Raw genomic sequence first — 25958 nt, forward strand, 5'->3', positions numbered from 1 at the left:
CTCTTTTCTATTGAATGTCATTTCTGTGTGACTTGATATAGTTATCAATCCGTTCGAGTTCGTGAAAATAGCCATACATACCAATACGATTAATTTCTGGTTCTATACAGTATTTTTCTTCTTTTACCATAGCTTCTACAAACATTCCGCTTGATGCAATTGTGAAAGGTGGACATGTCAAGTAACCGTTGGTTTCGGCAATATTTTGCAGTCGTCCGAACTCCCAAAGTCTTCCAGGAATAGCAACTAGCAAAGCAAGTACAGTTGCAAAACCCATCCATTTGATCGATACACTTGAAGATTTAAAAATAACACGAGAAGCTATAAATACACTTAAAGTCGGAGCTAGAATCAGGCCACTAACACTAATCACATGAGACGTACTTAAATATATGACTAAAAAGTTACTATTTATTTGATGTTGGAGAGACTCTAATGTTAAATACTCATACAACCGATAACTTGAGTACGCACTCAAGGTAATACATATTACCAAAACGAAAGCTGAATGCGCCGGGTGCTTCTGTTCTATCATAAGAAAATAGCCTTGGTGGTAGCACGCTTAAGTTGACTTATAGATTTGCGTCTCACAATGTCTTCATTGATTTCGTCAATTGCTTGTATAGCCCTCTTCTCAAAGTGCTCATCGATAGCCGCAATAACTTTTTCTTTCAATTCGAGCTTTCCTTCCAAAGAATTTAGCACCTCTCCAACTAATAAAGCAGCAACAATACCAACTCCAATAGGTAATAATACGACTCCTGTAGCACCTATAAAATAAGCTCCTGCTAAGTATCCAATTGTCGCTGAAATTGAAGCTTTTATAACGTCAGAACTCACATTGACAACCCAATTACTGAACAAATAATCTTTTTTAAATGCAAGCTCTAGAGTTCGATAGGGGACTGAATAAATAATTGTGAGAAACACTCCACCTTTAGCACTCACTTTCAGACCAGCTTGTCCTATTCCTAAAGCCAAAATGTTGGCATTGTTCAAAAGGTAACGTGTGCCTTTTACTATACTTCTGAGTCTGTGGTTGCCTTTAAAGGTGATGTAACTTTTAGAACCATTCCTAGTTATCTCATATTTCCCGATTATCGTCCCTCCTTTATGAAGGTCTTCTGCGAGTATATAGAATGCGGCAATATCATGTAATAAACTTCCCCTCGAGCTAACAAACTCAGCAACTTTCATAGATGCTGCAAGATCCTTAACTTGTTCTTCACTTAATCCTTTGAATCTTTTTTCAAATATCCAAAGATCAACGAGGCCTCTGCTATCTAATACATATATATCTACTTCATTTTCTTCAATTTTCTTTAAGCAACCATTTCTTTTAACTTTATTTCTTTTACTCAAACACTGAAACTTATCGGTGGTCATCTCCACTATTCCTTAGACTTTTTAACTCGGCATATTCTAATCGGAAGAAAAAAACCTGCTCTCCCATTTCTGAGAAGTGCGTGACGAATCAACGTTTAATGTAACTTTTAAATCTACCAATATCTTACAGACACAAAAAAGGATGCCACTTGGGCATCCCTTTATATCTTTATATTTAGTCGGTTTACTTAAAACGATTACACGTCGTAAGTTGTAGACGCTGTGTCGCCGCCTGTACCAGTCCAGTTAGTGTGGAAGAATTCACCACGTGGACGGTCAATACGCTCATAAGTGTGAGCACCGAAGTAGTCACGTTGAGCTTGAAGCAGGTTCGCTGGTAGACGAGCTGTTGTGTAACCGTCTAGGAAAGATAGCGCAGAAATCGTACATGGCATTGGGATACCAGACTCTAGAGACTTCGCTGCTACTTTACGCCATGCTGCTAGGCTGCCTTGTAGGATGTTTTTGAAGTACTCATCAGAACCTAGGAATGCGATGTCTGGGTTCGCTTCGTACGCATCACGGATGTTGCCTAGGAACGCAGAGCGGATGATACAACCACCACGCCACATTAGGGCTACGTTACCGTAGTTTAGGTCCCAACCGTTCTCGTTCGATGCTTCGCGCATTAGCATGAAGCCTTGAGCGTAAGAGATGATCTTAGAAGCTAGTAGCGCTTGACGTAGTGCATCAACCCACTCTTGCTTGTCGCCTTCAACAGGAGTGATTGTCTTACCGAATAGAGATTCAGCTTCAACACGTTGGTCTTTCAGTGCAGATAGACAACGAGAGAATACAGACTCAGAGATAAGTGTTAGTGGAATACCTAGGTCTAGTGCGTTAATACCAGTCCATTTACCAGTACCTTTTTGGCCTGCTGTGTCTAGGATCTTCTCAACGAGAGGCTCACCGTCTTCATCTTTGTAGCCAAGGATGTCAGCCGTGATTTCAACAAGGTAGCTGTCTAGTTCAGTCTTGTTCCAATCAGCGAATACTGCTTGCATCTCGTCTGCAGACATACCAAGACCGTCTTTCATGAACTGGTAAGCTTCTGTGATAAGCTGCATGTCACCGTATTCGATACCGTTGTGTACCATCTTAACGAAGTGACCAGCACCGTCGTTACCAACCCAGTCACAACATGGCTCACCAGCGTCAGTTTTCGCAGCGATACCTTGGAAGATAGGCTTAACCGCTTCCCATGCTTCAGCAGCACCGCCAGGCATGATAGATGGACCGAAGCGCGCACCTTCTTCACCACCAGATACACCAGTACCGATGAAGTGGATACCTTTTTCACGTAGTGCAGCAACACGACGGTTTGTATCTGGGTAGTTAGTGTTACCACCGTCAATAATGATGTCGCCTTTGTCTAGCAGAGGTACTAGCGCTTCGATGAACTTGTCTACAACGTCACCAGCGCGAACCATCAACATTACTTTACGCGGCGTTTCTAGCTTCTCTACTAGTTCTTCTAGAGAGTATGCACCGATGATGTTCGTGCCTTTTGCTGGACCTTCCAGGAACTCGTCTACTTTAGCAGCAGTACGGTTGTGAGCAACCACTTTAAAGCCGTGATCGTTCATGTTTAGGATAAGGTTTTGACCCATTACTGCTAGGCCAATTACACCGATATCACCTTTCATTGTTTCTCTCCAATTTTATTTCATCGACGAGCAGCGTCTTAAGCAATTTTTGCTGCCGCATCTAAATCTAAATACCATTCCGTTAGGCCCGATTTCGCTTGAATCTTAGCCGCTGGGTATGGCAGTGCGTGTGCTGGTGAACTGTTAATTTCTTCAACAATGTCCGCTTTTCCTGCACCAAGCACTAAGTAACTAATGCGTTTCGCTGCTTCTAATACGCGTGCGGTTTTCGACACACGAAGTTGGCCCGATTCAGGATGCGACGCCACAAGAGATAGGTTCGCATCATCATAATTCGTTTGGCCAGGGAACAGAGAAGCTGTATGACCATCTGCACCAACGCCTAATAAGATCCAGTCAAACACAGGTGTGCCGTTTTCACTCGGGATCACCTCTGCCATCTCTTTTGCAAAGCGCTCGGCTTCTGCTTTAGGCTCATCTTCGCCACGGATGCGGTGAATGTTTTCTGCAGGAATATTTACTTGGCTAAACAACAACGTGTTCGCTTCACCGTAGTTGCTTTCTGCATCGTCAGGGGCAACACAACGTTCGTCACCCCACCAAAAGTGGAGGTTTTCCCATTGAATGGAGGTTGCGTAAGCCTCTGAAGCCAGTAGTTTAAACAGCATTTTAGGAGTGCTGCCGCCAGAAAGAGAGATGTGAACAGGTCTGCCCATTTCGCTAAACGCTTTCATATCGTTAGCTAGGCTTTCAACTACCTGTTCTGCTGTTTGGTAGATCTTATGGTTGATCATAGTTCACAGTAATCCGTATCTGTTAAGTTTTTACATGGGAAACGCCAAGCACGGCCATCACGCTGTAACAAGTCATCTGACTCTTTAGGTCCCCAAGTGCCGCATGCGTACCCGAAGAGGGATTGTGGATCTTGCTTAAAATCTAAGATTGGCTGTACGTATTGCCAGCACGCTTCCACCGCATCACTACGTGCAAATAGCGTAGCATCACCATTCAAAGCATCAAGTAGAAGACGCTCGTATGCCGTTAGCATTTGCGTTTCTTGCAGGTCAGCGTAATGGAAGTTCATTTTCACTTCCTTCGCTTCGAAGCCTGCGCCTGGCTCTTTCAAGCCAAAGCTCATTTGAATGCCTTCGTCTGGTTGAATACGAATGATCAGCTTGTTTTCTGGTGCGTTTTGACCAAACACAGGATGCGGTGTTTGTTTAAAGTGGATAACCACCTCAGTAACGCGTGTTGGAAGACGCTTACCAGTACGCACGTAAAATGGCACGCCATTCCAACGCCAGTTGTTGATGTACGCTTTCAAACCGATGTAAGTCTCTGTACGAGAATCGTCTGCAACTCCCGGCTCTTCACGGTAGCCGCGTAGGCTTTGCCCACGAACTTCAGACGCCGTGTATTGGCCTAATACTAGGTCATTGCGCAGAGCGTTTTCGTCTAATGGCTTTAAGCATTGAAGCACTTTTACCACTTCATCACGCATCGAGTCTGCATTGATTTGCGCTGGTGGTTCCATACCTACCATTGCTAATACTTGTAGCAAGTGGTTTTGGAACATGTCGCGCACAGCGCCAGAGTTGTCGTAGTAACCACCACGCTCCTCTACGCCAAGGAATTCTGCGCCTGTGATTTCAACGTAATCAATGAAGTTACGGTTCCAAAGCGGCTCAAACATCGCATTAGAGAAACGAAGCACAAGTAGGTTTTGTACCGTTTCTTTACCTAAGTAATGGTCAATTCGGTAGATTTGATGCTCTTGGAAGTGCTCGTGAATTTCTTTGTCCAGAATACGCGCCGATTCAAGATCATAGCCGAATGGTTTCTCAATGATCAGGCGTTTCCAGCCATCCTCTTCACTGTTAAGACCATGTGCTGCAAGACTTGCAGGGATCACACTGTATAAACTTGGTGGGGTTGCTAAGTAAAAAAGCGTATTGCGTTGCTCGAATTGATATTCGTCCGCAAGTTGGTCTAAGCGAGAAGATAGCTTACCGTAATCTTGTGTGTCAGAAGTATTAATTGCTTGGTAGTGCAGATGGTTAATAAATGCATCAAGCGTTTCTGGCTCAGTCTTTTCCATTTCCTGAAGCGATTTTTTCAGCTTCGCGCGGTAAGACTCATCACTGTATTCAGTGCGACTTACACCCAGAATGGCAAAATTCTCTGGAAGCTGCTTGTTCGCGTAGAGGTGGTATAAAGCAGGAATGAGCTTACGGTACGTAAGGTCACCTGAAGCACCAAAAATAACGATGCTGCTGTTTTCTGGTATTACCATCATCTTTCCCTTAAAAACGAGGTACTTATTGTGTGCCCGGATACGGCTAGAGAATGAGCCAACCCTATCAATGGCACCTCAAAATAGAAAATTGGTCTTACCTATTACGTTGATAGGTAAAGTCTATGGGCCCAAAGAACCTTAAGAAGTTGCATTTCCGATTCTTGGAAACACGACGTATTGAGGTCATTTAAGTCACTTATGTCTCAAAAGTACACACTGTACTCGCTGGAGGAGAGTCCGACACGGGGCAATATTGTCTACGACTATTTGATTTACATCAACACTTGCCAGTGCAAACGTTTAAATAAGTTGCACAAAACGTCATAAGCGATTGTATTTTATTGATAAAAAAAGTTTCATCTGAACGCTACAAAATTTAAGCAAAAACTCTAATATGGGTAAAAATCACTCATACTTGCAATCCATTACAGTTTTATCGTGATCTGTGTTACTTACTTTTTATTTCATCATCCTATTGATAATGATACTCAATTAAAGATAATGAAATCACTATTAATGTGAAAGTAGAACGCCATGAAATCAAGCGCCATTAACCCACATCCCATAAACCGAATACAATCGGTGCTTGACTACATTCACACCAACTTAGACAGCACTCTGAGCGTAGATGAAATATCGAAAGCAAGTTGTTGGTCTCGCTGGCAACTGCAACGCGTATTTCAACAACACACTGGCATATCCGTCGCTCACTACATCAGAGAGCTTAAACTTAGCCTTGCGGCTGAGCGCTTAATCCATACTTCTGACCGCTCGTTAGATATAGCGATAGAAATGGGATTTACATCTGAACACGCATTTAGCCGAGCGTTCAGGAATATGTTTTCAAAAAGCCCCCGCGAATATCGCAAAACGCAACAACTCTCCGGGTTGAGACAACCTTTAACGCTGCGTAAGACACCAGAGGAAGAGAAAAAACATCAGCGCTTTATTGAAGTTCGAATAGAAACAAAATCGGCTTTTGAACTTGCTGGTTATCATGAACCTATTCACGGATTGTTTTCCGCTACGCCCGATTTCCAATCCAAAGTACCGTCACTTTGGTCACGTCTTTATTCATCTGAAAACCTTAATAATTCGGAAAGTAGTTACTTTGGCGTGATTGATGTGACGCAAGCGTATTCAAACAACCAACAACTTGAGTACTGGGCAGGTTATGAGTGTGGTCCAACAGCAAACGCATCAAGATCAACGAACTCTTCCAACTCGGGGTTAGACCTCTTGGCTGTTCCTGAGCAAACCTACGCCGTCATTACACACATAGGCAAAGCATCAGAGCTCGCCTCAACGCTGGAATGGTTTATTTTACATTGGCTACCCTACTCTAATTATCATGCTATCGATGGTTATGAGTTAGAGCTTTATCCAGAAGGTTATGATGTTGATAGCGAACAAGCACAAATGCAGTATTGGATTCCTGTCGAGCCAAACGACTCGCTATCTTTAAAACCTAAGAACAGAAGAATAAGTTCCAAAGATTAGTGTTTTGCACCAAATTGTTAACTTTTCCTATTTCTTTGAATATAGAATACAAATAACAATCATTATCAATAAATAGAAAAAGTAGTGGAATTTATAAATATGGAAAGTCCAATTCGATTTCATCGTTCAGCGGTTGCTATCGTCGTATCCGCATTGCTCGCTGGCCACGCCAATGCGACTGAGAGCGTATCCCAACACGAAACGATTACGGTGCTAGGAGAAACATACCGAAACACCGCAACTAAAACCGTTTTAGAACCGGAGGAAACACCGCAAGCGATCACGGTAATCACTAAAGATGACATGGACCTACGCGGCGTAAACTCGGTGAGCGAAGCATTGCGTTATGCGCCTGGCGTAAATACAGAATTGCGTGGCGGTGCCGTTTCCCGACTTGACCTATTCAATATTCGTGGTTTTATTAACTACACCAACTTTTATGATGGTCTTCCTTTGCTGTACAACGGTTGGAACCTTCAACCGCAGGTCGATTCCGTTGCTCTTGAGCAAATCGAGGTTTTTAAAGGGCCAACGTCTGTTCTTTACGGCAATATTCCACCAGGAGGTATGGTCAACATTATCGCCAAGGCGCCTCAGTCAACACCCTCGCACTCTGTCTCGATTAGTACTGGGACTAACAGCCTAAAAGAACTAACGTTCGACACCACAGGACAAATTGGTGATTCTAATGTGGATTACCGTATCGTCGGCCTGGCAAAACAGCGAGATGGTCAAGCCGATACGTCTGAAGATGAACGTTATGTACTCGCCCCATCTTTCAATTGGCAAGCGACAGAAAGCACATTAGTGAACGTGAATGTTTACTATCAAAATGATCCATCAGCAGGTATCTACACGACTGTGCCTGCGTCTGGCTCAGTGATTAAAAACCCACTTGGCTCGATGTCACCAAGCACCTATTTGGGGGATGAGGACTGGAACACTTACGAACGCGAAGTTCTGATGATGGGTTACAAAGTCCAACACGACTTTAACAACAATTGGCAATTTCTACAGAATGCCCGCTACATGACCGCCGATGCCTATCAGGAAAACACATATAACGGTGCACTTGAAGCGGATAACCGTACCGTTGGTCGAAATGCCTATTTAACCGATGAAAAGTCCAAATCCTTTGTGATTGACAACCAACTATCTGGCTACATTAAAACAGGAAATTTTGAACATAACTTATTGTTCGGGCTTGATTATCAGTATCTAGACTCAGATGTAAAATACAAAGACACGCTTGGGTATTCGCTAACTCAGGACATTTTTAATCCTGACCACAACAGCATTGATCGTAATGCACTGAATTTCCAATACAAACAAAACTTGGATATCAAAACGAAGCAGATTGGCGTTTATTTCCAAGATCAAGTTCGTTATGACCAACTTGTAATGATTGCAGGTCTTCGTTGGGATAAATACGATTCAAATACAGACGCCGTTAGCGATTATCTAGGAACAGTATCCAAGAGCAAGGAAGAGTTAGACGATACCAACATATCTTTCCGAGTCGGTGGTTTGTATGAGCTAGACTTTGGTCTCTCGCCATACCTTACTTACTCGGAAAGTTTCGAGCCAATTGCGGGTGCCGACTCTTCTGGTAAAGCATTTGAGCCATCAACCGGTCATCAATGGGAGTTAGGCTTTAAATACGCACCATTATCTGGTGATATCTCAGGTAACTTAGCACTCTTCCATATCACGAAGAAAAACGCGATCTTGACCGATCCGAATAATCCTTATGCACCGAACTATCAAGCGGGCGAAGTGGTATCACAAGGTATTGAACTTGAGGCAAAATGGCAAGCCACAGCACAAGCTGATTTCACTCTAGGCTATACATATACCGATATGGAGATTACCGAGGACAGTTATTACAACCAAGAAGGTAAAACGCCGGTTTGGGTACCTGAGCAAACGGCCTCTCTATGGGCAAATTACTTCTTTGAAGGAAATCTTTCAGGCCTTCGTACCAGTGCTGGCGTTCGCTATGTCGGAGAAGCACAAATTGATGCACAGAATAGTCAAAAAGTACCGGACTACACCTTGTTTGATTTAGCAGCAAGTTACGATTTCTCAACGGTATCTGAATCAATGAAAGGGGCTAGCGTCACGCTTTCTGCAAGCAATCTATTCGATAAAGAATACTATTCTTGTTACGACAAAAATAACTGTTGGTTTGGCGCTGAGCGCTCTATCGAAGCGAAGTTAGAATACAACTTCTAACCTCTTAGAGCGGAACAGCAGTAATTTGTAAAGCGATGGTTTCTACAACAAGCCATCGCTTTTTATTTTGCATAGAGCATCAATATAAACGCTACCTTGTCACTTTTTTATAGCACCTTTCCGGCCTACCTACCGACCCATAGTTTAAATCAGCCTCTAGTTCACCAGTAGTGATAAGATACTCCAAATAGCGCCTCGCCGTTGTTCGGCTCGCGCCGATCTTTTCGCCTGCCTCATCAGCGGTCAGTACACTGCCATTTGGGAACAACTCTCTGATCTTGTCTAGCGTTACACCATCAATCCCTTTCGGTAATCGGTTCGGCAAGTTGTCTTGATTGGCGTGAGACTGCAGCATTTTATCAACGAGGTTCTGATCCAAACTCTCTACGATGTCTAGTTGTTGGCGTTGGCACACATACTTTTTCAGTGCGGCATCTAAGCGTGGAAACATAACTGGTTTTAACAGGTAATCGACAACGCCACCCCTCATCGCCTGTTGTAATGTATCGACATCCCTTGCGGCTGTAATCAAAATGACATCACACGTTTGGTTACTTGCACGCAGTGTATTTAGTATCTCAAGCCCTGTGCCATCGGGAAGATAGACATCCATCAATAGCAAATCTGGCTTAAGAATGTCGAGTTGCATTTCCGCTTCCATTCTCGTGGTCGCAATTCCGACCACTTCCAAACCTGTCAGTTGGCTTAAGTATTTGTGGTGAAGCTCAGCAATAGCCAGATCATCTTCAATGATCATTACGCGAGTCGCCATACTCATAATTGTTCTTCCTTGGGTAAATACACCGTTATTCTTGTCCCATAATTTGTATTGGGTATCATCTCAACATGGCCGTGATATCGAGTAGCAAGCTGATTGACAAGGTGCAAACCAACACCTCGATTTTGACGAGATTTCGTTGAAACGCCTTTTGTAAATAATGTTTGTGGATCCATTGTTTTTGGGAGGCCACAGCCATGATCTATCACCTCAAGTATCACTTCATTTCCGTAATCGCTAACGGACACATCAATGTTTCTGCGTTCTGACGCAACATTTGATTCATCGCGAATTGAAGTTAACGTGGCATCGAAAGCGTTATCAATCAAATTACCCAAAATTGTGACAAGATCTTCCGAATTTAGCCACTCAGGCAGGGGCTCCAGACGACTACCTTCCTCAACCATCAGTTGTAAGCCTAACTCGCGCGCACGTTCAGTTTTTCCAAGCAACATACCTGCAATTAGCGGGTCCTTAACGGTATCTCTTAAAAACTCAATCATTGCTTGATAGTGTGCGGTTTCTTGTCCAATTAACTTTTGCACCGCATCAAGTTCACCCATTTGTACTAGCCCACTAATGGTGTTGAGCTTATTTCGATGCTCATGGGTTTGCGAACGTAACAAATCTGCATATTCCTTGGTTTGTGATAGCTGCTCGGTTAGATCATTAATTTCATCCCTTAAACGGAAACTCGATACCGCCCCCACGATTTTTCCATCAACATAAATTGGAGAGCGATTTGCAATCAGGCGCTTATGATTAAGGAATATTTCAATATCATGATCTTCCTGCCCGCTTTCTAACACTGTATATAGATCGCTATCACGCAGCGTATCAGTCAAAGGTTTATTAAGCGCTGATTCTCTATCAATACCGAGAATCTGGCAGGCACTACGATTTATCGAGCGAAGTATCCCTTGGGCATCAATGCTTAACACGCCCTCTTTGATGGTGCTCATCGTCACTTCTAATTCGCCGTACAACCGCCCTATCTCTTCAGGCTCAAAGCCTAAAATGGCGCGCTGAAACTTTCTCGACGCATAATTGGATACAATGGCATTAGCGACGACAACTACGATGACCATTAAAATCAAAAAGGCCAAAAATGGTTCGATGCGGTCTTGCAGTCGGTCGAGCAAATAGCCAACTGAAACCACACCAATAATGTTCCCTTGCTCGTCAAAAATCGCAGCTTTACCACGAACTGAATAACCTAACGAGCCCTGTGCCGTCGAAACATAAGACAACCCCTGTTCTAGCGCTCGACGATTGTCGCCACCTCTCATTGGCTTGCCCAACCGCTCATCAACAGGGTGGATTAAGCGTACTCCCTTATGGTCGCCAATAACGATGAATGCAGCACCTATGGCTTCGGTTAATTCTCTAAAGCGAAGTTGGTATGGCTGGGGGTTTTGGGTTTCGATCATTTCACGAACAACCGCTGAGTCCGCTAAAAAACGGGCAACACCCAGTGCTTTTTCTCCCATTTCTTGCTCTTGATTGATTTTGAGATAAGTGAACCCCGCGGCGACAAGCAATAACAGCTCTATCAACCCCGATAGCGTCATGATAATGAGCATCCGCTTACGAAAGCTGATGGTTTTCCAACTCATTGATACATCCTTGTGATTCACTCTTGAGCGTAACGTTAACACTCAGTTAACAGCATGACGTTGTCGCGGTGATAAATCTGTGAGGAAGGCAAACAAACCGCAGAGTTTACGGTTAATTAATCGACGAGCTGAAACATAAAATTACAACCATTCACCAAATTTAGCATTCCTCTCTGATACTCAATTCCATACATAAATTGCCCTTAAAATCATGATCGCGATCACATCGATTTTAGCGGTTTTTGAGGCGTTTTTAGACTTTACAACGTATAATTTTTAATCAACGAAACCAATGAGAGTTTCGGTTTGAAAGCAGTGAAGCTGGAAGTCTATTAAAAGCTCAACATTGATGTCAGTGATTTGGACACAAATAAAACAAAACACAAATACTGACTATATGACAAACACTTAGACACCATCTGAAAACTGGAAAACTATAAACAGAGGTGCATTTATAGTTAGAAGGAACACCAAACATGGAACGCGATACCTTTGGAATATGCCTGAATAAGGCGATGCTGTCAGAGAATATGTATTCAACATTTACACACGTCAGGGCTTATGAAAAAAACGGAGGCGGTACTTCTGATCTAAAAGTCCTGTTATCGTTCCCTCAAATGAGTGGAAAAGATCTATTGAATACGATGCGAGGTTCTCGTCAGCTCGAGTGGAGAGCGGAGTTTCACTGTCCATATACGAAATAAATTTGTAACATCTCCCGCGCCCAGCACAAATATAACTGGGCGCATACTACTGCCCAATTTTCCCTCCTACTTAACACGCAGTTACGAATCCTTTATATTAGAGCTAATACTCTACGACAAAGCAGCCATTATGAAAAAAACAGGAAAGGTTTGGATACTGGGCTTACTTAGCAGCTCGATTTCCCTTGCCTGTCATGCGGCACCGATCACTTTTGATACCGCATGGCAGCTATTGCTAGAAAACAACTATTCTCTTAAAGCTCAACGCTCAAACGTCGAGAACTACCAATACCAAGAGAGTGCCACCAGCAATCTCAACTTACCTCAGGTTACTATTGGCGCGAATTACACGCGTTTAGATACCGATATCACGCTGTCGGGAAAACAGATCCTAGACAGCACAGGAGCACACATTAACGTACCTCCTGCTTTTCAGCCTATTTTTGGTGCCTTAGCTAATACCACTTCGACCATAACCGAGCGCGATATTTTCTCTTCGTCTATTCGTGCCATTTGGCCAGTTTTTACTGGTGGTAGAATTTCTGCGGCTCAATCAGCAGCAGAAGGCAAAACGGATGAGGCGAAAAGTCAGCTTCTAATGGAACAACAAGCGCGTTTTGAAGATTTATCGAAGTACTACTTTTCTGTCGTACTGGCAAAGGAAGTACTCGCAACGCGGCAAGCGGTTGAAGCAGGGCTAAAAAAGCATCGAGATTTTGCCATTAAGCTTGAAGAGCAAGGACAAATCGCGCACGTTGAGCGCCTGCAAGCCGAGGCTTCTTTAGATAAAGCATCTGTAGAAACACGTAAAGCAGCCAGCGATTTGAGTATCGCTCAGGCTGCATTAGGTAAATTACTCGCGCAAGATGATGCCGTAGAGCCCGCTGAATCTTTGTTTATCAACGACAGTCTTCCCCCTCTTACTGCTTTTGTCGATCAAACGTTGCTTACCTATCCGGGGTTAGAGCTTCTGAGCGCTAAACACAAACAAGCCTCTAGCTTAATCAAAGCAGAAAAAGGGAAATACTACCCTGAAGTTTATCTTTACGGCGACTACAGCTTGTATGAAGACGATTCTCTCGCAAGCCAAATGAAGCCTGACTGGTTAGTTGGTGTTGGTGTCAGCATTCCACTGATTGAATCATCAGGGCGAAGCGAAAAAGTCAAAGCCGCTCAAAGCGTCGTCTCGCAGGTCGACTCATTAAAGTCCCAAGCCAAACAAGACTTATCGCTGTTAGTCCAAAAGACATACTTGGAGGCTCAGCAAGCCATTGATGAAGTACAAGGGCTCGCATCTAGCATTGAACTCGCTAACGAAAACCTGCGCTTGCGTGAAAAAGCATTTACTCAGGGTCTGTCGTCTTCTCTGGATGTTGTGGATGCACAACTTTATGTCGCGAGTATAGAAACACAACGTTCAGCGGCGCGTTTCCGCTATTTAATATCTTTAACCAAGCTACTCGCATTGAGCAGTGAAATGAACAGCTTCGAACAATATCAAAATACCGCTTATATCCCTGCTTCAACATCCAAAGAGGTGAAATAAATCATGGCAGCTAAATCACTAAAACCCGTTTTACTCTCACTTTGTGCTTTGGGTGTTGCCTCTTGGGTTGGGTATCAATTTTACCAAGCCTATCAACCAGAACCGATCCGCTTACAGGGATTAATTGAAGCCCAGCAATACAGCATTTCCTCAAAAGTCCCAGGGCGTATTGATGAGGTCATGGTACGTAAAGGCGACGATGTAGAGAAAGGTCAGCTTATTTTTACCCTTCATAGTCCTGAAATTGAAGCGAAGTTAGAACAAGCAAAAGCAGGTGAAAAAGCGGCGGACGCCTTAGCTCAAGAAGCTGAGAAAGGCGCACGTGAGCAACAAATCCAAGCAGCAAAAGATCAGTGGATGAAAGCCAAAGCCGCTGCGAATTTAATGGAAAAAACCTACAATCGTGTGAATAACCTTTATAACGATGGCGTGGTTGCAGAACAAAAACGCGATGAAGCTTTAACTCAGTGGCAAGCAGCGAAATACACAGAAAGTGCCGCGTTTCAAATGTACGAAATGGCAAAAGAAGGCGCTAGAAGTGAAACCAAAGTGGCTGCGGCGGAAAAAGCGCGCATGGCATCAGGTGCCGTAGCCGAAGTAGAAGCGTACGCGAAAGATACTCAGATCTACAGCTGGTTTGACGGCGAAGTCTCTCAAGTTCTACTTCAAAGTGGTGAATTAGCACCTCAGGGCTTCCCGGTTGTTACTGTGATAGATACAGAAGATGCCTGGGCGACGCTTAATGTGCGTGAAGATTACCTTCAACACTTTAAAAAAGGAGCAACCTTTGATGCCTATTTGCCTGCCTTAAACAAAAATGTTGAGTTCAAAGTAACGCATGTTGCCGTTATGGGTGACTTTGCAACGTGGAGAGCAACCGATGCTTCTCAAGGTTTTGATCTTCGTACCTTTGAAGTAGAAGCTCGTCCAGCTCAACCCGAACCTGAACTGCGTATGGGAATGAGTTTTGTCGTTGAACTTTAATCACAACCACTAGGTTAATGCTATGACGATTAAGATTTCACAGCGGCATATCTTACGACGAGACAGGTGGTTGCTTTCGTGCCTTACTTGGATACCGATTTTGCTCGCGATGATGATTTGGGGAGTGTTCTCTGCGGGCATTGCCCGGGATCTGTCAATCGGTGTGGTTGATCTACAACATTCCCAACTTTCTCGAAAGCTCATTCAATCTTTGGATGCGTCGTCGAGTCTGGCTGTTAACTATCACTACACCAGTGCAAGCGAAGCAAAAAATGCGATGATTGAAGGCGATATCTACGCTTACGCGGTCATCCCATCTAAGTTCGACCAAGATATTCTCCAGCACCGCCAACCTCAACTTTCTGTCTTTTACAACAGTCAGTACATTTTGGTAGCGAAACTGATCAACTCTGCCGTTGCGCAAGCACAAGGCTATTTCGACGCTCAGGTTGAAGTAATGGGAAACTTGGCTAAGGGTAACACCACAACGTTAGCAGCGGCTGGACAGGCTGTACCCGTGTCGACACAAATAACCGCATTATTTAACCGTAACAATAACTACGCACAATTTTTGGTAACGGCTATCGTGCCAGCCATTTGGCAAATATGTATTGTAGTAAGCACTATTTTGATTCTTGCCGCGCACTTTCGCATTTATGGTGGAAAGAATGGCTTTGCATTTTTGGGCGAAAAGCCATACGCCAGGCTCACTACCCTATTAAGTCAGTACATTCCGGTCTTTATGGCGCAAGGTGCGTTGTTCTTGTACTGGTTTTATTCTGTGCTTGATTGGCCAATGGAAGGCAGTTTTGTGGTTATGCTACTAGCACAATTGGCGACGGTTATCGCCTGTATCATTATGGGAGCGTTGTTCTTCTTCTTGTCGATGGATCCTGCACGTGCGATGAGTTTTGCTGGCGCGTTTACGGCTCCAAGTTTCGCGTTCATGGGAATTACATTCCCAGTTTCTGACATGAACACGCTCGCTTATGCATGGCGTTCATTATTGCCGATTACCCATTACATTGAAGTACAAGTGAGCCAAGCAAACTATGGAGCATCGGCCGCACAATCTTTAAGCTCGCTATGGCCTATGATTGGTTACGTTGTGCCTCTGCTCATCACCGCAGCCTTGATGGGTAAACATCGAACAGCTTCATCAACACGCCAAGCGAAGGAGGCGGTATGACATTGTGGCAACTGATTAAAGCGGAATTTAAGGCCGTTCTAACCAATCCAGTCGTTACGTTGACCGTGTTTGGTGGTGTCGTATTTTACTCGTTTTTATACCCTTTGCCTTATGCACAACAAACGCCTCGTGAACAACCAATCGCGATTGTTAATCTAGATGGTAGTCAGACGAGTTTAAAGCTGGAACGTATGGTTGATGCCACCCCACAAGTCAACGTAGTCACTCGACTTCATACGATTGCCGATGCAAAGCAAGCATTTTTACAACGAGAGATCACCGGTTTTTTAGTCATACCGGAACACTTTTACAAAGACCTAATGCTAGGTAAAAGCCCGACTCTAGCCTACGCTGCGGACGCCTCGTATTTTCTCGTGTACGGAACCGTGGTAGAAGGATTGGCCCAAGCTGGAGGCACATTAGGGGCCCAAGTGAAAGTCAGTAAAATGGTGATAGATGGTGTGCCCATGAGTATGGCTAGCCATAATTACTCTGCTATTAAGCTTAATATGAAACCGACGTTCAACCCAACCATGGGTTACATCGAATACGTAGTGCCGGCAGTATTTGTTCTGATTTTACAACAAACGTTGATCATGGCGGTTGGATTACAAACGGGAACACAGCGTCATGGTCGTGGCTATTGGTCACAAGTATCAACGGGATCGCTGCTGCTTGTGAGAACGTTAGTATTTGTGGCAATTTATTATTTACTCGGCGCCTATTATTTTGGTTTTAGCTTCGAACGCTTAAACGTAAACCATATCGCCAACGCGGGCGAATTGCTGGCTATGTTGTTCCCGTTCTTTTTAGGTTGTTGCGGACTAGGCTTCTGGCTAGGCTACTTATTACCTCGGCGTGAACTTGTCACCTTAGTCGTCTTAGTGAGCTCTATGCCGCTCATTTTCTTGGCTGGTTTTATTTGGCCGATTGAAGCCATACCTACTCCCTTACTATGGATTGCTGATTTAAGCCCAAGCACTTGGGCGATCAAAGCTTTCTTAGCACTAAACCAAATGGGGGCAACCTGGCAACAAGTCGCTCCACATTGGACAGCACTTTGGGCACTCACTGTGCTTTGGGGTAGCGTTGCGTACTGGATTGCTAAGCGAAGTAACAAGCCAGTTGTAACAGAGAGCTTGGGGTGATAGCTGACATTTTTATTACTATAAAAAAAGCCGGGTAACTAAACCCGGCTGAAAATCTGCGTCCTTGCAGCGGACATATGGTAAAAACACTTTTTGCTCTGGGCTTACCCATTGAGCGAGGTTAGATTAAGCCAAAAACTATGGACTCCATACTCTCATATAGAGGGTTATATCCTTCCAATAGACATTAGCTCTTCGCTAGAACGATAACGTTTTTCAGACACAAAAAAACAAGACTCACATTGAGTCTTGTTGTTGATAGGGATGAGCAAGATACATGTCGCCGCTAAGTCATATCACGGATTATTTTCTCTCGGTATTCTGTAACGACCTTCATGATTGAATTTTTTACATCACCAACTTGCTTAGAGGGTTGGCACCATAGGCCAAAACCAAACTTAAAACCTTCCAATAATTCAGAAGCTTCCACTGGCTCTATATGATTATTAGAAAACTCCGAATGGGCAAACGTTCTGGGGAGAATCGCCCATCCTAAACCTGCTTCAACCATTTTCACTACAAGGGCCAATTGGTCGACCTCTTCATGGTTCGAACTTACGATGACTTTTTCGCCCATTCCCTCTTCAATAAGAGACCGCAGTACAAATTGTTTACTATTCCTCAAGGCTGTCAATACTCGATCTGGTGCCATAGAAGCGAGTTCACCACCTTTCTGGACGAAAGGAACAAATTCAAAATGACCTAAAAACGTCGCATCCAGACTATGTATTGCTCGACTATCATGCACATTGACAATACCGAATTGATAATCACCATTCTGTAAACCCTCTTTAATTTCGTTGCGATTACGAACAAGAAAGTTAACTCGCATCATCGGAAAATCTGCTGCTAATTGAATACGAAGCAATACAAGAAAACGGTGTGGTATAGCGCTTGAATAGGCGATACTAACATTCTCTAACCCACCGTAAGCTAGACTTAATGCGACTTTATCGAAAGTACGTGCTTGTTCGATGGTTTGCTTAGCATAGTGGTAAAGAAGATGACCATCTTCTGTCGGTTCTACCGAGCGCCCCACTCGCTCAAACAGGTTGACCGCCAGTTGGTCTTCAAGATTGGTAATCACCTGCCCTATTGTGGTTCGGTGCTTATTGAGTTTGACCGCCGCCTTACTAAACGAAAGCTGTTCATAAACGGTTACGAACGCGAGAAGTTGTTCAAAACTAAAATTCATAGGTTGTGCTTACTTTTTAGAGTTATCTAATTAAATTACCACATGATCGTAGAATTGTTACTTGGTAACGGAAACAATCTGCGTTTGAATTCCTTCTCGACGACACAAAAAAACCTACTAGCTTCAGTAGGTTTTCTCTAACTTAGTTGTACTCAACGACACGAGCTAAATAGTTGAATTCTCCTGAGTCACCATGGTAATCGCGGTAGACATCGACACTGAAATATTTAGGTTGATCAGTGTAAATGTGGTCAACGACTTTTTGCTCAAGTGACTCCAACGTTTCACCGACCTGAGAGTACACGAACTGCTTGTTCACTTTTTCCAATTTACGTTTTTTCGCTTCTTTGTGTGACACATAGTTGTTGATCTCTTCCCACTTTCCCACGAACTCGACCGCCACGTAACTCGAGTTCTCGTCAATCATGATAAAGGCTGCACCTTCTTCTTTGATTGCAGACAGTTGCTGCATATCACTATCCACTTTTTGCTGGTCAAGATGGGCTCCACTTGGGGCGAATGCAGTCGCGGAAGCGGTAAGTATCATGAGTGTAAGAACGGCTTTTTTCATTGTATCGTTTTCCTGTATTAAGGGAGTTCAGTTACCCAAAGTTGCCCTTGGGTGGCTTTTTTGAATCCATATTCGTAAATCGTCAGCAAGTAGCGGTGATCGAACATATCTTTCGTTACTTTGGCGTACCTGAAATCTTGATCAATGTAGGTAAACTGCATCTCGATATCGTTGATTTCACTGATGTATTTCATTCGATAGAGATCACCTCGAGTTTGCGCTAGCGTAAGGCTTGAGACACTTTTCGATACCAAGTCCAAACCTTTGTCTTTTAGTGGACGATACGGCGCTTTTAACGCACCATTGCGAATCACATCCAACTGAGGCGCTTTTTCTAACCCCAAAGCATCTGAGATTTGTTGATAGTTGAAGTTAGACGGATTAAAGAACACCTGCGCTGCGAGACCGCCATCTACGTGTAACTCCTCAAGTGTTTCTCCATCATGTTCAACATCGATAAATTGTGGAGGGAAAACACCAGGGATCGATGCGCTCGCAGCAAGCACCTTGTAAATAAGTTCAGATTTGTCCGCTAAATCACTGTTCGCAATCGCACCAATATTCCAAATCACCAGTTCGCCTGAATCAAAATGGGTACTGCCAATAAAGAGGCGTTTACCATTGCGGTGTTGCTGCGCCATCGCCTCGATCATGGGCTCAGGGTAAGCGTCTGCGATGAAATCATAGAGGTTCTCACCATCGGTAAACGCGTCCTTAAACAGGGTATTTAAGAAGTTCTTCTTACCCAAAATATTCTTATCATTGATGTTGAGCATGACTTCTTTCATCTTTGGCATCGCATCACCGCCAATGAAAACAAAAGGAGCGATTAGGGCACCAGCACTGACTCCAGTAATGATGGCATAATCTTTTAGCTCCCCCTTTTCCTGTAGCCCCATCAAAACGCCGGCCCCGTATGCGCCGTTTACGCCACCACCCGATAAGGCCAAAATATTGAGCTGTTCACCCTCTACTTTGATCGGTGTGGTTTGATTGTGCGCTGAGTAGAGAAAATCCGGCGCTTCATTGGCCCACATTCGAAGTGGCTCATTTGGTGTCGAACTCGCGATCTCGACATCTTTATAGTTGCTTTGAGAAACACGAACATCCAGCGTATGAGGTGAACTACAAGCTACTATCAGCAGCAAAAGTACAACCGTCACACCAGAGGAAATTAAACGATTCATAATCAGTCTCATTTAATGTTCTCTGGCGTATGACCAGAGACTCAGTTTGAAGTTAATTGGATCAAAATGAAGTCCGTTTCGTTGTGTGGAGTTACTATAGCTAGGCACGGCTAAACCCCATAATCGCGATTGTAGGATGGCTACGATACGGTCAATAAACTTAATCTCACGAGGTTCCGGAGTCAGTGTTTTGTAACGATCGTCCAACTCAAGTTGAAGCGCTTCAGGAAGGCTGCGCATTGCATCGTCAAACACGTTGTTGTGTTGAATCGCAATCGAGCCTAAACGCCAGCCTGTTGCACCGAAGTACTTCGAGAACGAGTAAACACAAAGCGTGTTGTATGGCAGTTTCGCGAACAGTGAGACAAAGTCGTCCGCGAATGTGCCGTATACATCGTCAGTCACAATGAACAGGTCGCTGCGTTCGTTGTTCACAAAATTTGATAGGTTATCCAGAGTCTCATCCGAGAACTTCACAGACGCTGGGTTTGCTGGGTTCACGACACAAAGCAGTTTGATGTCTGTATCTGCAAGCTTTTCGATTTCAGACATCGGCAGCTGCCATGTTGTCTCATCCAAACGTAGTTCAACGATTTCCAGTTCGTATTCACTCAGTTCTGGAATTTCTAGGTACGGCGTAAAGATTGGAGTGATTAGCGCGACCTTGTCACCTTTCTTCAACAGACCGTTGTTGAACATAGTTTGGAACGTGTACGTCATAGACGCTGTGCCGCCTTCCGTTGCAAACAGATCGAAGTCTGTTGTCATTGGCATTGGGCCGTACATCTCTTCTGCAATGTATTGCTTCACAACGGTTTCGATGTTCGTCAACATACGTGGTGGCACTGGGTAGTTACATGCAAGGTATGCGTTAACCAGCTCATTCAAAAATGCCTGTTTCTCTAGACCCAAACGGTCTTTTGCGTAGCTCAGCGACTTTTCTAAGAACTGCACGCCTTGGTCTTGTTTATTCTTGCTTGCAAACGTATCGAAGCGTTCAACAATGCCCACACCATCTGGAATGCCACCGAAACCACCATCTAGGTATGAATAAGTGCGCTCGGCTTCCAATATTGCGAACTCACCCAAACGAATGAACGCTTTACGTGGTAGTGTCGCAAGAAAATTAGGATTACCACGACCTGCATCTAATAACGCGCGGTCAGGAACAGTTTGTGCCACTTCAATTAGTTTATCTTTTAATTCAAATGGGCTTAAAACTGCAAATTTTGAAAAATCAATTGTTGTGTTTTGCGTAGTCATAATATTTACCTGAATCTATTATTTAGTAAAATTTGGATAATACTTCCCCTACCGCCTATTTAATTAGGCGATAAGAGTGTTCGAATTTATTTAAATTACATGCCTGCGTTTAAAGTAATAATGCCGACAATAATTGGACCCCATAGGGTAAGCAGTACATTGGCGACTGCATAAGTCACGGTGAATGAGAATACTGGTGTTGCATTACCTGTTTTTTCCATTAAAGCCGCAAATGCTGGGTTTGCACTTCGTCCACCTGTAACACAGCCAAGCGCTTCAACTGGATTCTTAATCTTCAATACAAAATATGAGAAGAAGAACGAAATAATCTGAGGGATAATCGTTACACCCATGCCAAGGAACAACAGAGACATACCGTGTTCTTTGATGGTGTCGACCGCTTGAGGCCCAGCCTCAAGGCCAACAATGCCCACAAATGCTGCCAAACCGAAATCTCGAATAAAGTTCGCGGCACCCATAGGAAACTGAGCAACATGCGGATTGCGGCTACGCAACCAACCGACGATCAAACCTGAGATCAAACAACCTGCACCAGAACCGATAGTGACGGGAATACCAGCAATCTTAAAACTGATTAGACCAATTAATAGGCCCACCACCATGCCCATACCAAGCACGACTAAGTCAGTCACGTTTGCTGAGCCCATTCGCTGACCAATGTTTTTCTCAACGCGATTGATATCTTTTGCGGTACCTGTAAGCTGGATGACGTCGTTTTTCTTCATCACAAGATCCGGCGTTATTTCAATTGAGTTGCCTTCACGAATATAGTCTGTCACATAAATACCGCGCATAGAGCCTTGGTTCGAAGCCTCTTTAATCTCTTGCAGCGACTTACCAATCAGTTTGCGGTTGTCTGCGATCAGTTGACGGTTTTCTTCAATAACTTCATAGCCTTCTGGAAGTGCAATCTCATTGTCAGCCAAACCATCTTGCAGCTGATGCACTGCATTACGGCGACCTGTTACGACAATGACATCCCCTTCTTTCAGGGCTGTGAATTTGTCCACGTCTAGCACTTTGCCATCGCGTTGAATCAATTCAATACAAGCAGCCAGAGCGTGTTGGTTTAACTGAGCTAAGGTTTTGCCTGCTAGCCCACTATCTTTGCTCACTTTAAATGCTCGTGTAACCAGCGCTGTGACAGCGTTGAACTCACCCGGCGCTAAATCACGCTTACCATTTGAATTTTTCTCTTCTAGAGCAATCGCTTCTGCTCGGATATCCCACTTCATCAGTGTTGGGAATACCCATGTCACCATCAGAATTGGACCAAGCGAACCAAAGATGTACGTAACTGCGTAGCCTACTGCGACATTGGTCTGCATTAGGTGCTTAGCTTCTTCTGTCACACCCCCAAGACGTGCGATCGCATCACCCGCTGTACCGATGATTGCCGATTGAGTCAAACCACCAGCTGCAAGGCCTGCTGCCGTACCTCTGTCTAGATCAAACATCCAAGCAGCTGCTAGTACACAAAGCAGGCCAGAAACCGTCATCACTACAGCGGAAAGTAGAATGTTGATGGTTCTAAAGTTCAGTGCTTTGAAGAACTGCGCACCACCTTGATACCCTACTGCGTAAATAAAGAGCGCAAAGAAAATGCTTTTTACGCCGGGATCAATATGAACACCAAATTGCCCAATAATTACACCCATTAATAATGTTCCGGCAACACCGCCAAGAACAAATCGACCAATGGTAATTTTACCAACCATATAACCGAGAGAGAGCGTAATAAAGAGAGCAACAAATGGTGCCATGTCAAAAAGGTTAGAAATAATTTCCATGACAATTTTACTCTTACTAATAAATATAAAACTCAAATAATCTAACGAATAATCTGTCACTCATATTTGTTGGATTATTTAATTTAAAAAGCATCTCGTTTGCTTCGAAGCGAATATTAGGAACAAAAACTCACAACTCGTAATCCTATTTGAAGGACGAAACCATCACTTCGCATATTCAAACGCAAACATTGAACAATAATTGTCGAAAATTTAATAACTTAGTGTTCTGCAATAGACACGAGATAAATCGGACAATAATTTTATTTTTGTTATCGCTCTCCAAAAAGCGGGTTGGTTGCATCATTCCCTCTATATAGCGCATAACACCTTTCGTTTGATGGATTAGATCCTCCAAAAGCGATTATCACGGATGCCATCATTTGCCTTATCTTTCCATTCATCAAGTTAATAGAGAAAAACACCATGAACTCAATGCCACATGAACTTGTGTGGGGCGAAGTTTACTTCCCACCCTTGTTGCTGGTTATTGCATTGGCTTACATGCTCACCATTTTGGTCGGAACCATTGCTACAAAACTGGGTATCCACAAATACGTTGCATTTCCTGCACTCACAGAGCTGAGCCTAATTGTGATTTTTACTGGCGTTATTGGTCGATTCATTACCATCTTTTGAGGCAAACCCCGTGATTAAACGTTATCTCATCACATTGCTACTGCTTTGTGCCGCTGGCAGTGTGATTTTCAGCTATTACCAGTCGTACTCAAGCAGTCCTTGGACACGAGACGGTCAAGTCAGTGCATACATTGTCTCAATCACACCGCGTGTGACAGGACAAGTCATTAACGTGTATGTCGAAGACAACTCGCAAGTGAAACAAGGCGATTTACTGTTTGAGATCGACCCTAGCATCTACAAAGCGGCATACCACAAAGCGTTGGCGACTCAAAAGCAGGCGGTCGCTCTGTTAGCAAAAGCAAAAAACGAAGAGCAACGCGCACTTAAGTTAGAAAAGCGCACACCTGGAGCCGTACCGGTACTGACATTGAACAACCTAAACAATGCGGTAGAAACGGCGGTTGCCAACGTAGAGCTTGCGAAAGCCAATGTTGAAGAAGCCAAACTGAACCTCGATTACACAAAGGTTTATGCTCCAACGAATGGTTACATCACTAATTTGAACTTACGCGTCGGTTCTCAAGTGGTCGCTAACTCTCCGGTCGTAGCCTTAATTGATGAAGACAGCTTCTGGATAGAGGGTTACTTCAAAGAGACAGATCTGGTAGGCGTCAATCCTGAAGACATCGCTTATGTAACCTTGATGATGCACAACGATGTGCAACTAAAAGGTGAAATAAAAAGCATCGGCTACGGAATTGCAAAGCAAGATGGCAGCACAGGCAACGACCTCCTGCCAAACGTCAATCCGAACTTCCAGTGGATTCGATTGGCTCAACGTATTCCCATCAAAGTAAAACTGGATGAACTGCCAGACGATCTGCAACTTCGCGTGGGTATGACGGCTTCTATCAAAATCATTAAATAATTCGGTGATTGTTATGTTCAACGCCTCTACCAAAGAAGCGATCAAAGCTGCGCTCTCTATCGTTATCGCGATCTGCCTCGCCTTATGGTTTCAATGGGAGAAACCTTACTGGGCGGCAATTGCGGTCGCGGTGATGGCATTGAACGAAAGCTTCGCACACTCGATAAACAAAGGTAATAACCGATTGCTGGGAACCTTATTGGGCATCGGTTATGCCTTCTTTCTTATCGCGATGTTCTCTCAAGACCGCTTTTTGTTCCTCACCTTCTTCACCTTGTTTTTGGGTGTGTGCATATTTATGTCGAGCGACGAGAAGTATGGTTATGTGTTTACCATCGGTTTTGCTGTGTGCTCAATTGTCGCCTGTATGGGTGGTTTTGATAATCAAGCAACATTTCACTTCGCCGTCCTTCGTATGCAGGAGACGATTCTTGGCGTGATCACCTTTTCGGTTGTCTATCGCTTAGTGTGGCCAATAAACACGGAACAAAACTTCGTTCAGCGTTTTGAGACAAGCCGTGAGGCAATGCTTAACGCCATGAATAACCCTCACCACATTGATATCGAAGCACTGGAAACCAATACGACTAACATAGAGAAACTGTTCCAATTGATCAGCTTGCCGCTCACTGGTAGCTACCATTTAAAAGAGCATCGTCAGCTATGGCGCGCGCGTTTAAATGAGATGGCGCAAATCCAAGACCGATTGCTAGAACAAGCCGATAAGCCGCAACGTAATGAGATCGATTGGCCAACATTAGCACAGCAACTTCAGAGCTTTGATATTAAAAAGCCGAGAACCTCGTTTGTTAGCGACGTCCCTTTTGTCATTCAAGGAAATAACAACACTGTCTGGCATCATGAGCATCGAACCTTCATCCAGCATTTGAATGAAGACAGCAGAAAGGTACTGCAAGGTGTCTCCATGTTCGTAGCGTCGCTGCTGATCTGGATTTACCTTCCTGTGCCCGGAGGGTTCATTTTCCCTATGCTGGCCGGTGTATTCTCATCACTCGTCCCTACCATGCCTCCGAGTATTATTAAGGATGCTTTTTTTGGAGTAATAGGCACGGGGACGGTAATCCTTCTGCAATATATTTTCTTAATGCCAATGATGACCGAGCTATGGCAACTTGCCTTGTTCTACTTCATCAACATCATAGTGATTTGGAAGGTCTTTTCCACACCAAAGCTGATGGTACATAGAATCCTAGGTATTAACTTATTGGTTGTTTTGACATCGGGTGCGCTCAACTTAACCCCAGCGTATCGAATTGAAACGCCATTGCTAATGCTGGTAAACATTATGATCATTTTGATGATTGCAAAGTTGTTTACCGATCTGTTCCGTGTTCGCGTTACGGCCTAAGCATCACCTCCGTTCTTGAAACTAAAGCCCTGCATTGCTTTTGCTCTGCGGGGCTTTTTGCTT

At 43.9% G+C, this 25958-nt stretch carries 21 protein-coding genes and 1 pseudogene; 10 read left to right on the forward strand and 12 right to left on the reverse strand.

Features of this window, described 5'->3' with window-relative positions; all coding sequences use genetic code 11:
- Window positions 1-7: 7 nt before the first annotated feature.
- The 5 genes from R7Z41_RS03350 to zwf all read right to left on the reverse strand — a co-directional run bounded on the left by R7Z41_RS03350 (window position 8) and on the right by zwf (window position 5286).
- On the reverse strand, window positions 8-535 hold the full coding sequence (locus tag R7Z41_RS03350; protein WP_053350328.1) for a hypothetical protein: 528 nt from the start codon (window positions 533-535) through the stop codon (window positions 8-10).
- Entirely contained in the window at window positions 532-1386 is an 855-nt protein-coding gene (locus R7Z41_RS03355) for a hypothetical protein (RefSeq protein ID WP_053350327.1), read from the reverse strand. Before R7Z41_RS03355 ends, R7Z41_RS03350 begins: the two co-directional genes overlap by 4 nt.
- 197 nt (window positions 1387-1583) lie before the next feature.
- Window positions 1584-3032, reverse strand: a complete 1449-nt coding sequence (gnd, locus tag R7Z41_RS03360) for a decarboxylating NADP(+)-dependent phosphogluconate dehydrogenase (protein ID WP_005377160.1) — start codon at window positions 3030-3032, stop codon at window positions 1584-1586.
- A 38-nt stretch (window positions 3033-3070) separates the two neighbouring features.
- Window positions 3071-3787, reverse strand: a complete 717-nt coding sequence (gene pgl, locus R7Z41_RS03365; RefSeq protein WP_017634562.1) for a 6-phosphogluconolactonase — start codon at window positions 3785-3787, stop codon at window positions 3071-3073.
- A complete protein-coding gene (zwf, locus tag R7Z41_RS03370) occupies window positions 3784-5286 on the reverse strand; it encodes a glucose-6-phosphate dehydrogenase (protein ID WP_017634563.1) in 1503 nt (500 codons plus the stop codon). The genes pgl and zwf overlap by 4 nt, the downstream gene beginning before the upstream one ends.
- Window positions 5287-5823: 537 nt before the next feature.
- Between zwf and R7Z41_RS03375 the strand changes: the two genes are divergently transcribed.
- Together R7Z41_RS03375 and R7Z41_RS03380 are read left to right on the forward strand one after the other, a co-directional pair.
- The gene (locus R7Z41_RS03375) at window positions 5824-6789 is read left to right on the forward strand and encodes a helix-turn-helix domain-containing protein (RefSeq protein WP_065274583.1); all 966 of its coding nucleotides are present in this window, start codon (window positions 5824-5826) and stop codon (window positions 6787-6789) included.
- A 99-nt stretch (window positions 6790-6888) separates the two neighbouring features.
- A complete protein-coding gene (locus R7Z41_RS03380) occupies window positions 6889-9024 on the forward strand; it encodes a TonB-dependent siderophore receptor (protein WP_206970893.1) in 2136 nt (711 codons plus the stop codon).
- A 91-nt stretch (window positions 9025-9115) separates the two neighbouring features.
- Here R7Z41_RS03380 and R7Z41_RS03385 read toward each other — a convergent pair whose 3' ends face one another.
- Entirely contained in the window at window positions 9116-9802 is a 687-nt protein-coding gene (locus R7Z41_RS03385; RefSeq protein WP_206970894.1) for a response regulator, read from the reverse strand.
- Window positions 9799-11418: a sensor histidine kinase gene (locus tag R7Z41_RS03390; RefSeq protein WP_065274585.1), complete on the reverse strand. Its 1620-nt coding sequence runs from the start codon at window positions 11416-11418 to the stop codon at window positions 9799-9801. Before R7Z41_RS03390 ends, R7Z41_RS03385 begins: the two co-directional genes overlap by 4 nt.
- A 476-nt stretch (window positions 11419-11894) precedes the next feature.
- Here R7Z41_RS03390 and R7Z41_RS03395 point away from each other — a divergent pair, with 476 nt between their 5' ends.
- The 5 genes from R7Z41_RS03395 (at window position 11895) to R7Z41_RS03415 (ending at window position 16989) form a co-directional block, all read left to right on the forward strand.
- A complete protein-coding gene (locus R7Z41_RS03395; protein WP_005377125.1) occupies window positions 11895-12122 on the forward strand; it encodes a hypothetical protein in 228 nt (75 codons plus the stop codon).
- A gap of 130 nt (window positions 12123-12252) precedes the next feature.
- A complete protein-coding gene (locus tag R7Z41_RS03400) occupies window positions 12253-13668 on the forward strand; it encodes a TolC family protein (RefSeq protein WP_065274586.1) in 1416 nt (471 codons plus the stop codon).
- Between the two features lie 3 nt (window positions 13669-13671).
- Window positions 13672-14652 carry an HlyD family secretion protein gene (locus R7Z41_RS03405; protein WP_225477598.1) on the forward strand — a complete coding sequence of 327 codons (981 nt, stop codon included), beginning with the start codon at window positions 13672-13674 and terminating at the stop codon, window positions 14650-14652.
- Window positions 14653-14674: 22 nt separating this feature from the next.
- Window positions 14675-15841 carry an ABC transporter permease gene (locus R7Z41_RS03410; RefSeq protein ID WP_206970895.1) on the forward strand — a complete coding sequence of 389 codons (1167 nt, stop codon included), beginning with the start codon at window positions 14675-14677 and terminating at the stop codon, window positions 15839-15841.
- Window positions 15838-16989 (forward strand): ABC transporter permease, encoded by a 1152-nt coding sequence (locus R7Z41_RS03415; RefSeq protein ID WP_025768104.1) that lies wholly within the window; start codon window positions 15838-15840, stop codon window positions 16987-16989. The genes R7Z41_RS03410 and R7Z41_RS03415 overlap by 4 nt, the downstream gene beginning before the upstream one ends.
- 286 nt (window positions 16990-17275) lie before the next feature.
- Here the strand turns inward: R7Z41_RS03415 and R7Z41_RS03420 are convergent, their stop codons facing one another.
- The 5 genes and pseudogenes from R7Z41_RS03420 to aspT all read right to left on the reverse strand — a co-directional run bounded on the left by R7Z41_RS03420 (window position 17276) and on the right by aspT (window position 23016).
- Window positions 17276-18184 carry a LysR family transcriptional regulator gene (locus tag R7Z41_RS03420; protein WP_017634569.1) on the reverse strand — a complete coding sequence of 303 codons (909 nt, stop codon included), beginning with the start codon at window positions 18182-18184 and terminating at the stop codon, window positions 17276-17278.
- Between the two features lie 142 nt (window positions 18185-18326).
- Entirely contained in the window at window positions 18327-18755 is a 429-nt protein-coding gene (locus tag R7Z41_RS03425) for a hypothetical protein (RefSeq protein WP_225477601.1), read from the reverse strand.
- Window positions 18756-18772: 17 nt separating this feature from the next.
- A complete protein-coding gene (locus R7Z41_RS03430; RefSeq protein ID WP_065274590.1) occupies window positions 18773-19942 on the reverse strand; it encodes a patatin-like phospholipase family protein in 1170 nt (389 codons plus the stop codon).
- A gap of 102 nt (window positions 19943-20044) precedes the next feature.
- Window positions 20045-21205 (reverse strand): annotated as a pseudogene (locus R7Z41_RS03435) (bifunctional aspartate transaminase/aspartate 4-decarboxylase); the annotation flags it as partial.
- A gap of 95 nt (window positions 21206-21300) precedes the next feature.
- Window positions 21301-23016 (reverse strand): aspartate-alanine antiporter, encoded by a 1716-nt coding sequence (gene aspT / locus R7Z41_RS03440; RefSeq protein ID WP_065274593.1) that lies wholly within the window; start codon window positions 23014-23016, stop codon window positions 21301-21303.
- Window positions 23017-23442: 426 nt separating this feature from the next.
- On the opposite strand from aspT, the gene R7Z41_RS03445 reads away from it, so the two are divergent.
- The 3 genes from R7Z41_RS03445 to R7Z41_RS03455 are packed head-to-tail and all read left to right on the forward strand — an operon-like array spanning window position 23443 to window position 25895.
- A complete protein-coding gene (locus R7Z41_RS03445; protein ID WP_054728563.1) occupies window positions 23443-23655 on the forward strand; it encodes a DUF1656 domain-containing protein in 213 nt (70 codons plus the stop codon).
- A 10-nt stretch (window positions 23656-23665) separates the two neighbouring features.
- On the forward strand, window positions 23666-24526 hold the full coding sequence (locus R7Z41_RS03450) for an HlyD family secretion protein (protein WP_225477602.1): 861 nt from the start codon (window positions 23666-23668) through the stop codon (window positions 24524-24526).
- A gap of 13 nt (window positions 24527-24539) precedes the next feature.
- Window positions 24540-25895 carry an FUSC family protein gene (locus R7Z41_RS03455; protein WP_206970898.1) on the forward strand — a complete coding sequence of 452 codons (1356 nt, stop codon included), beginning with the start codon at window positions 24540-24542 and terminating at the stop codon, window positions 25893-25895.
- Window positions 25896-25958 lie beyond the last annotated feature (63 nt).

It is taken from the genome of Vibrio sp. 1457, assembly GCF_033340195.1.
Taxonomy (GTDB): Bacteria; Pseudomonadota; Gammaproteobacteria; order Enterobacterales; family Vibrionaceae; genus Vibrio; species Vibrio alginolyticus.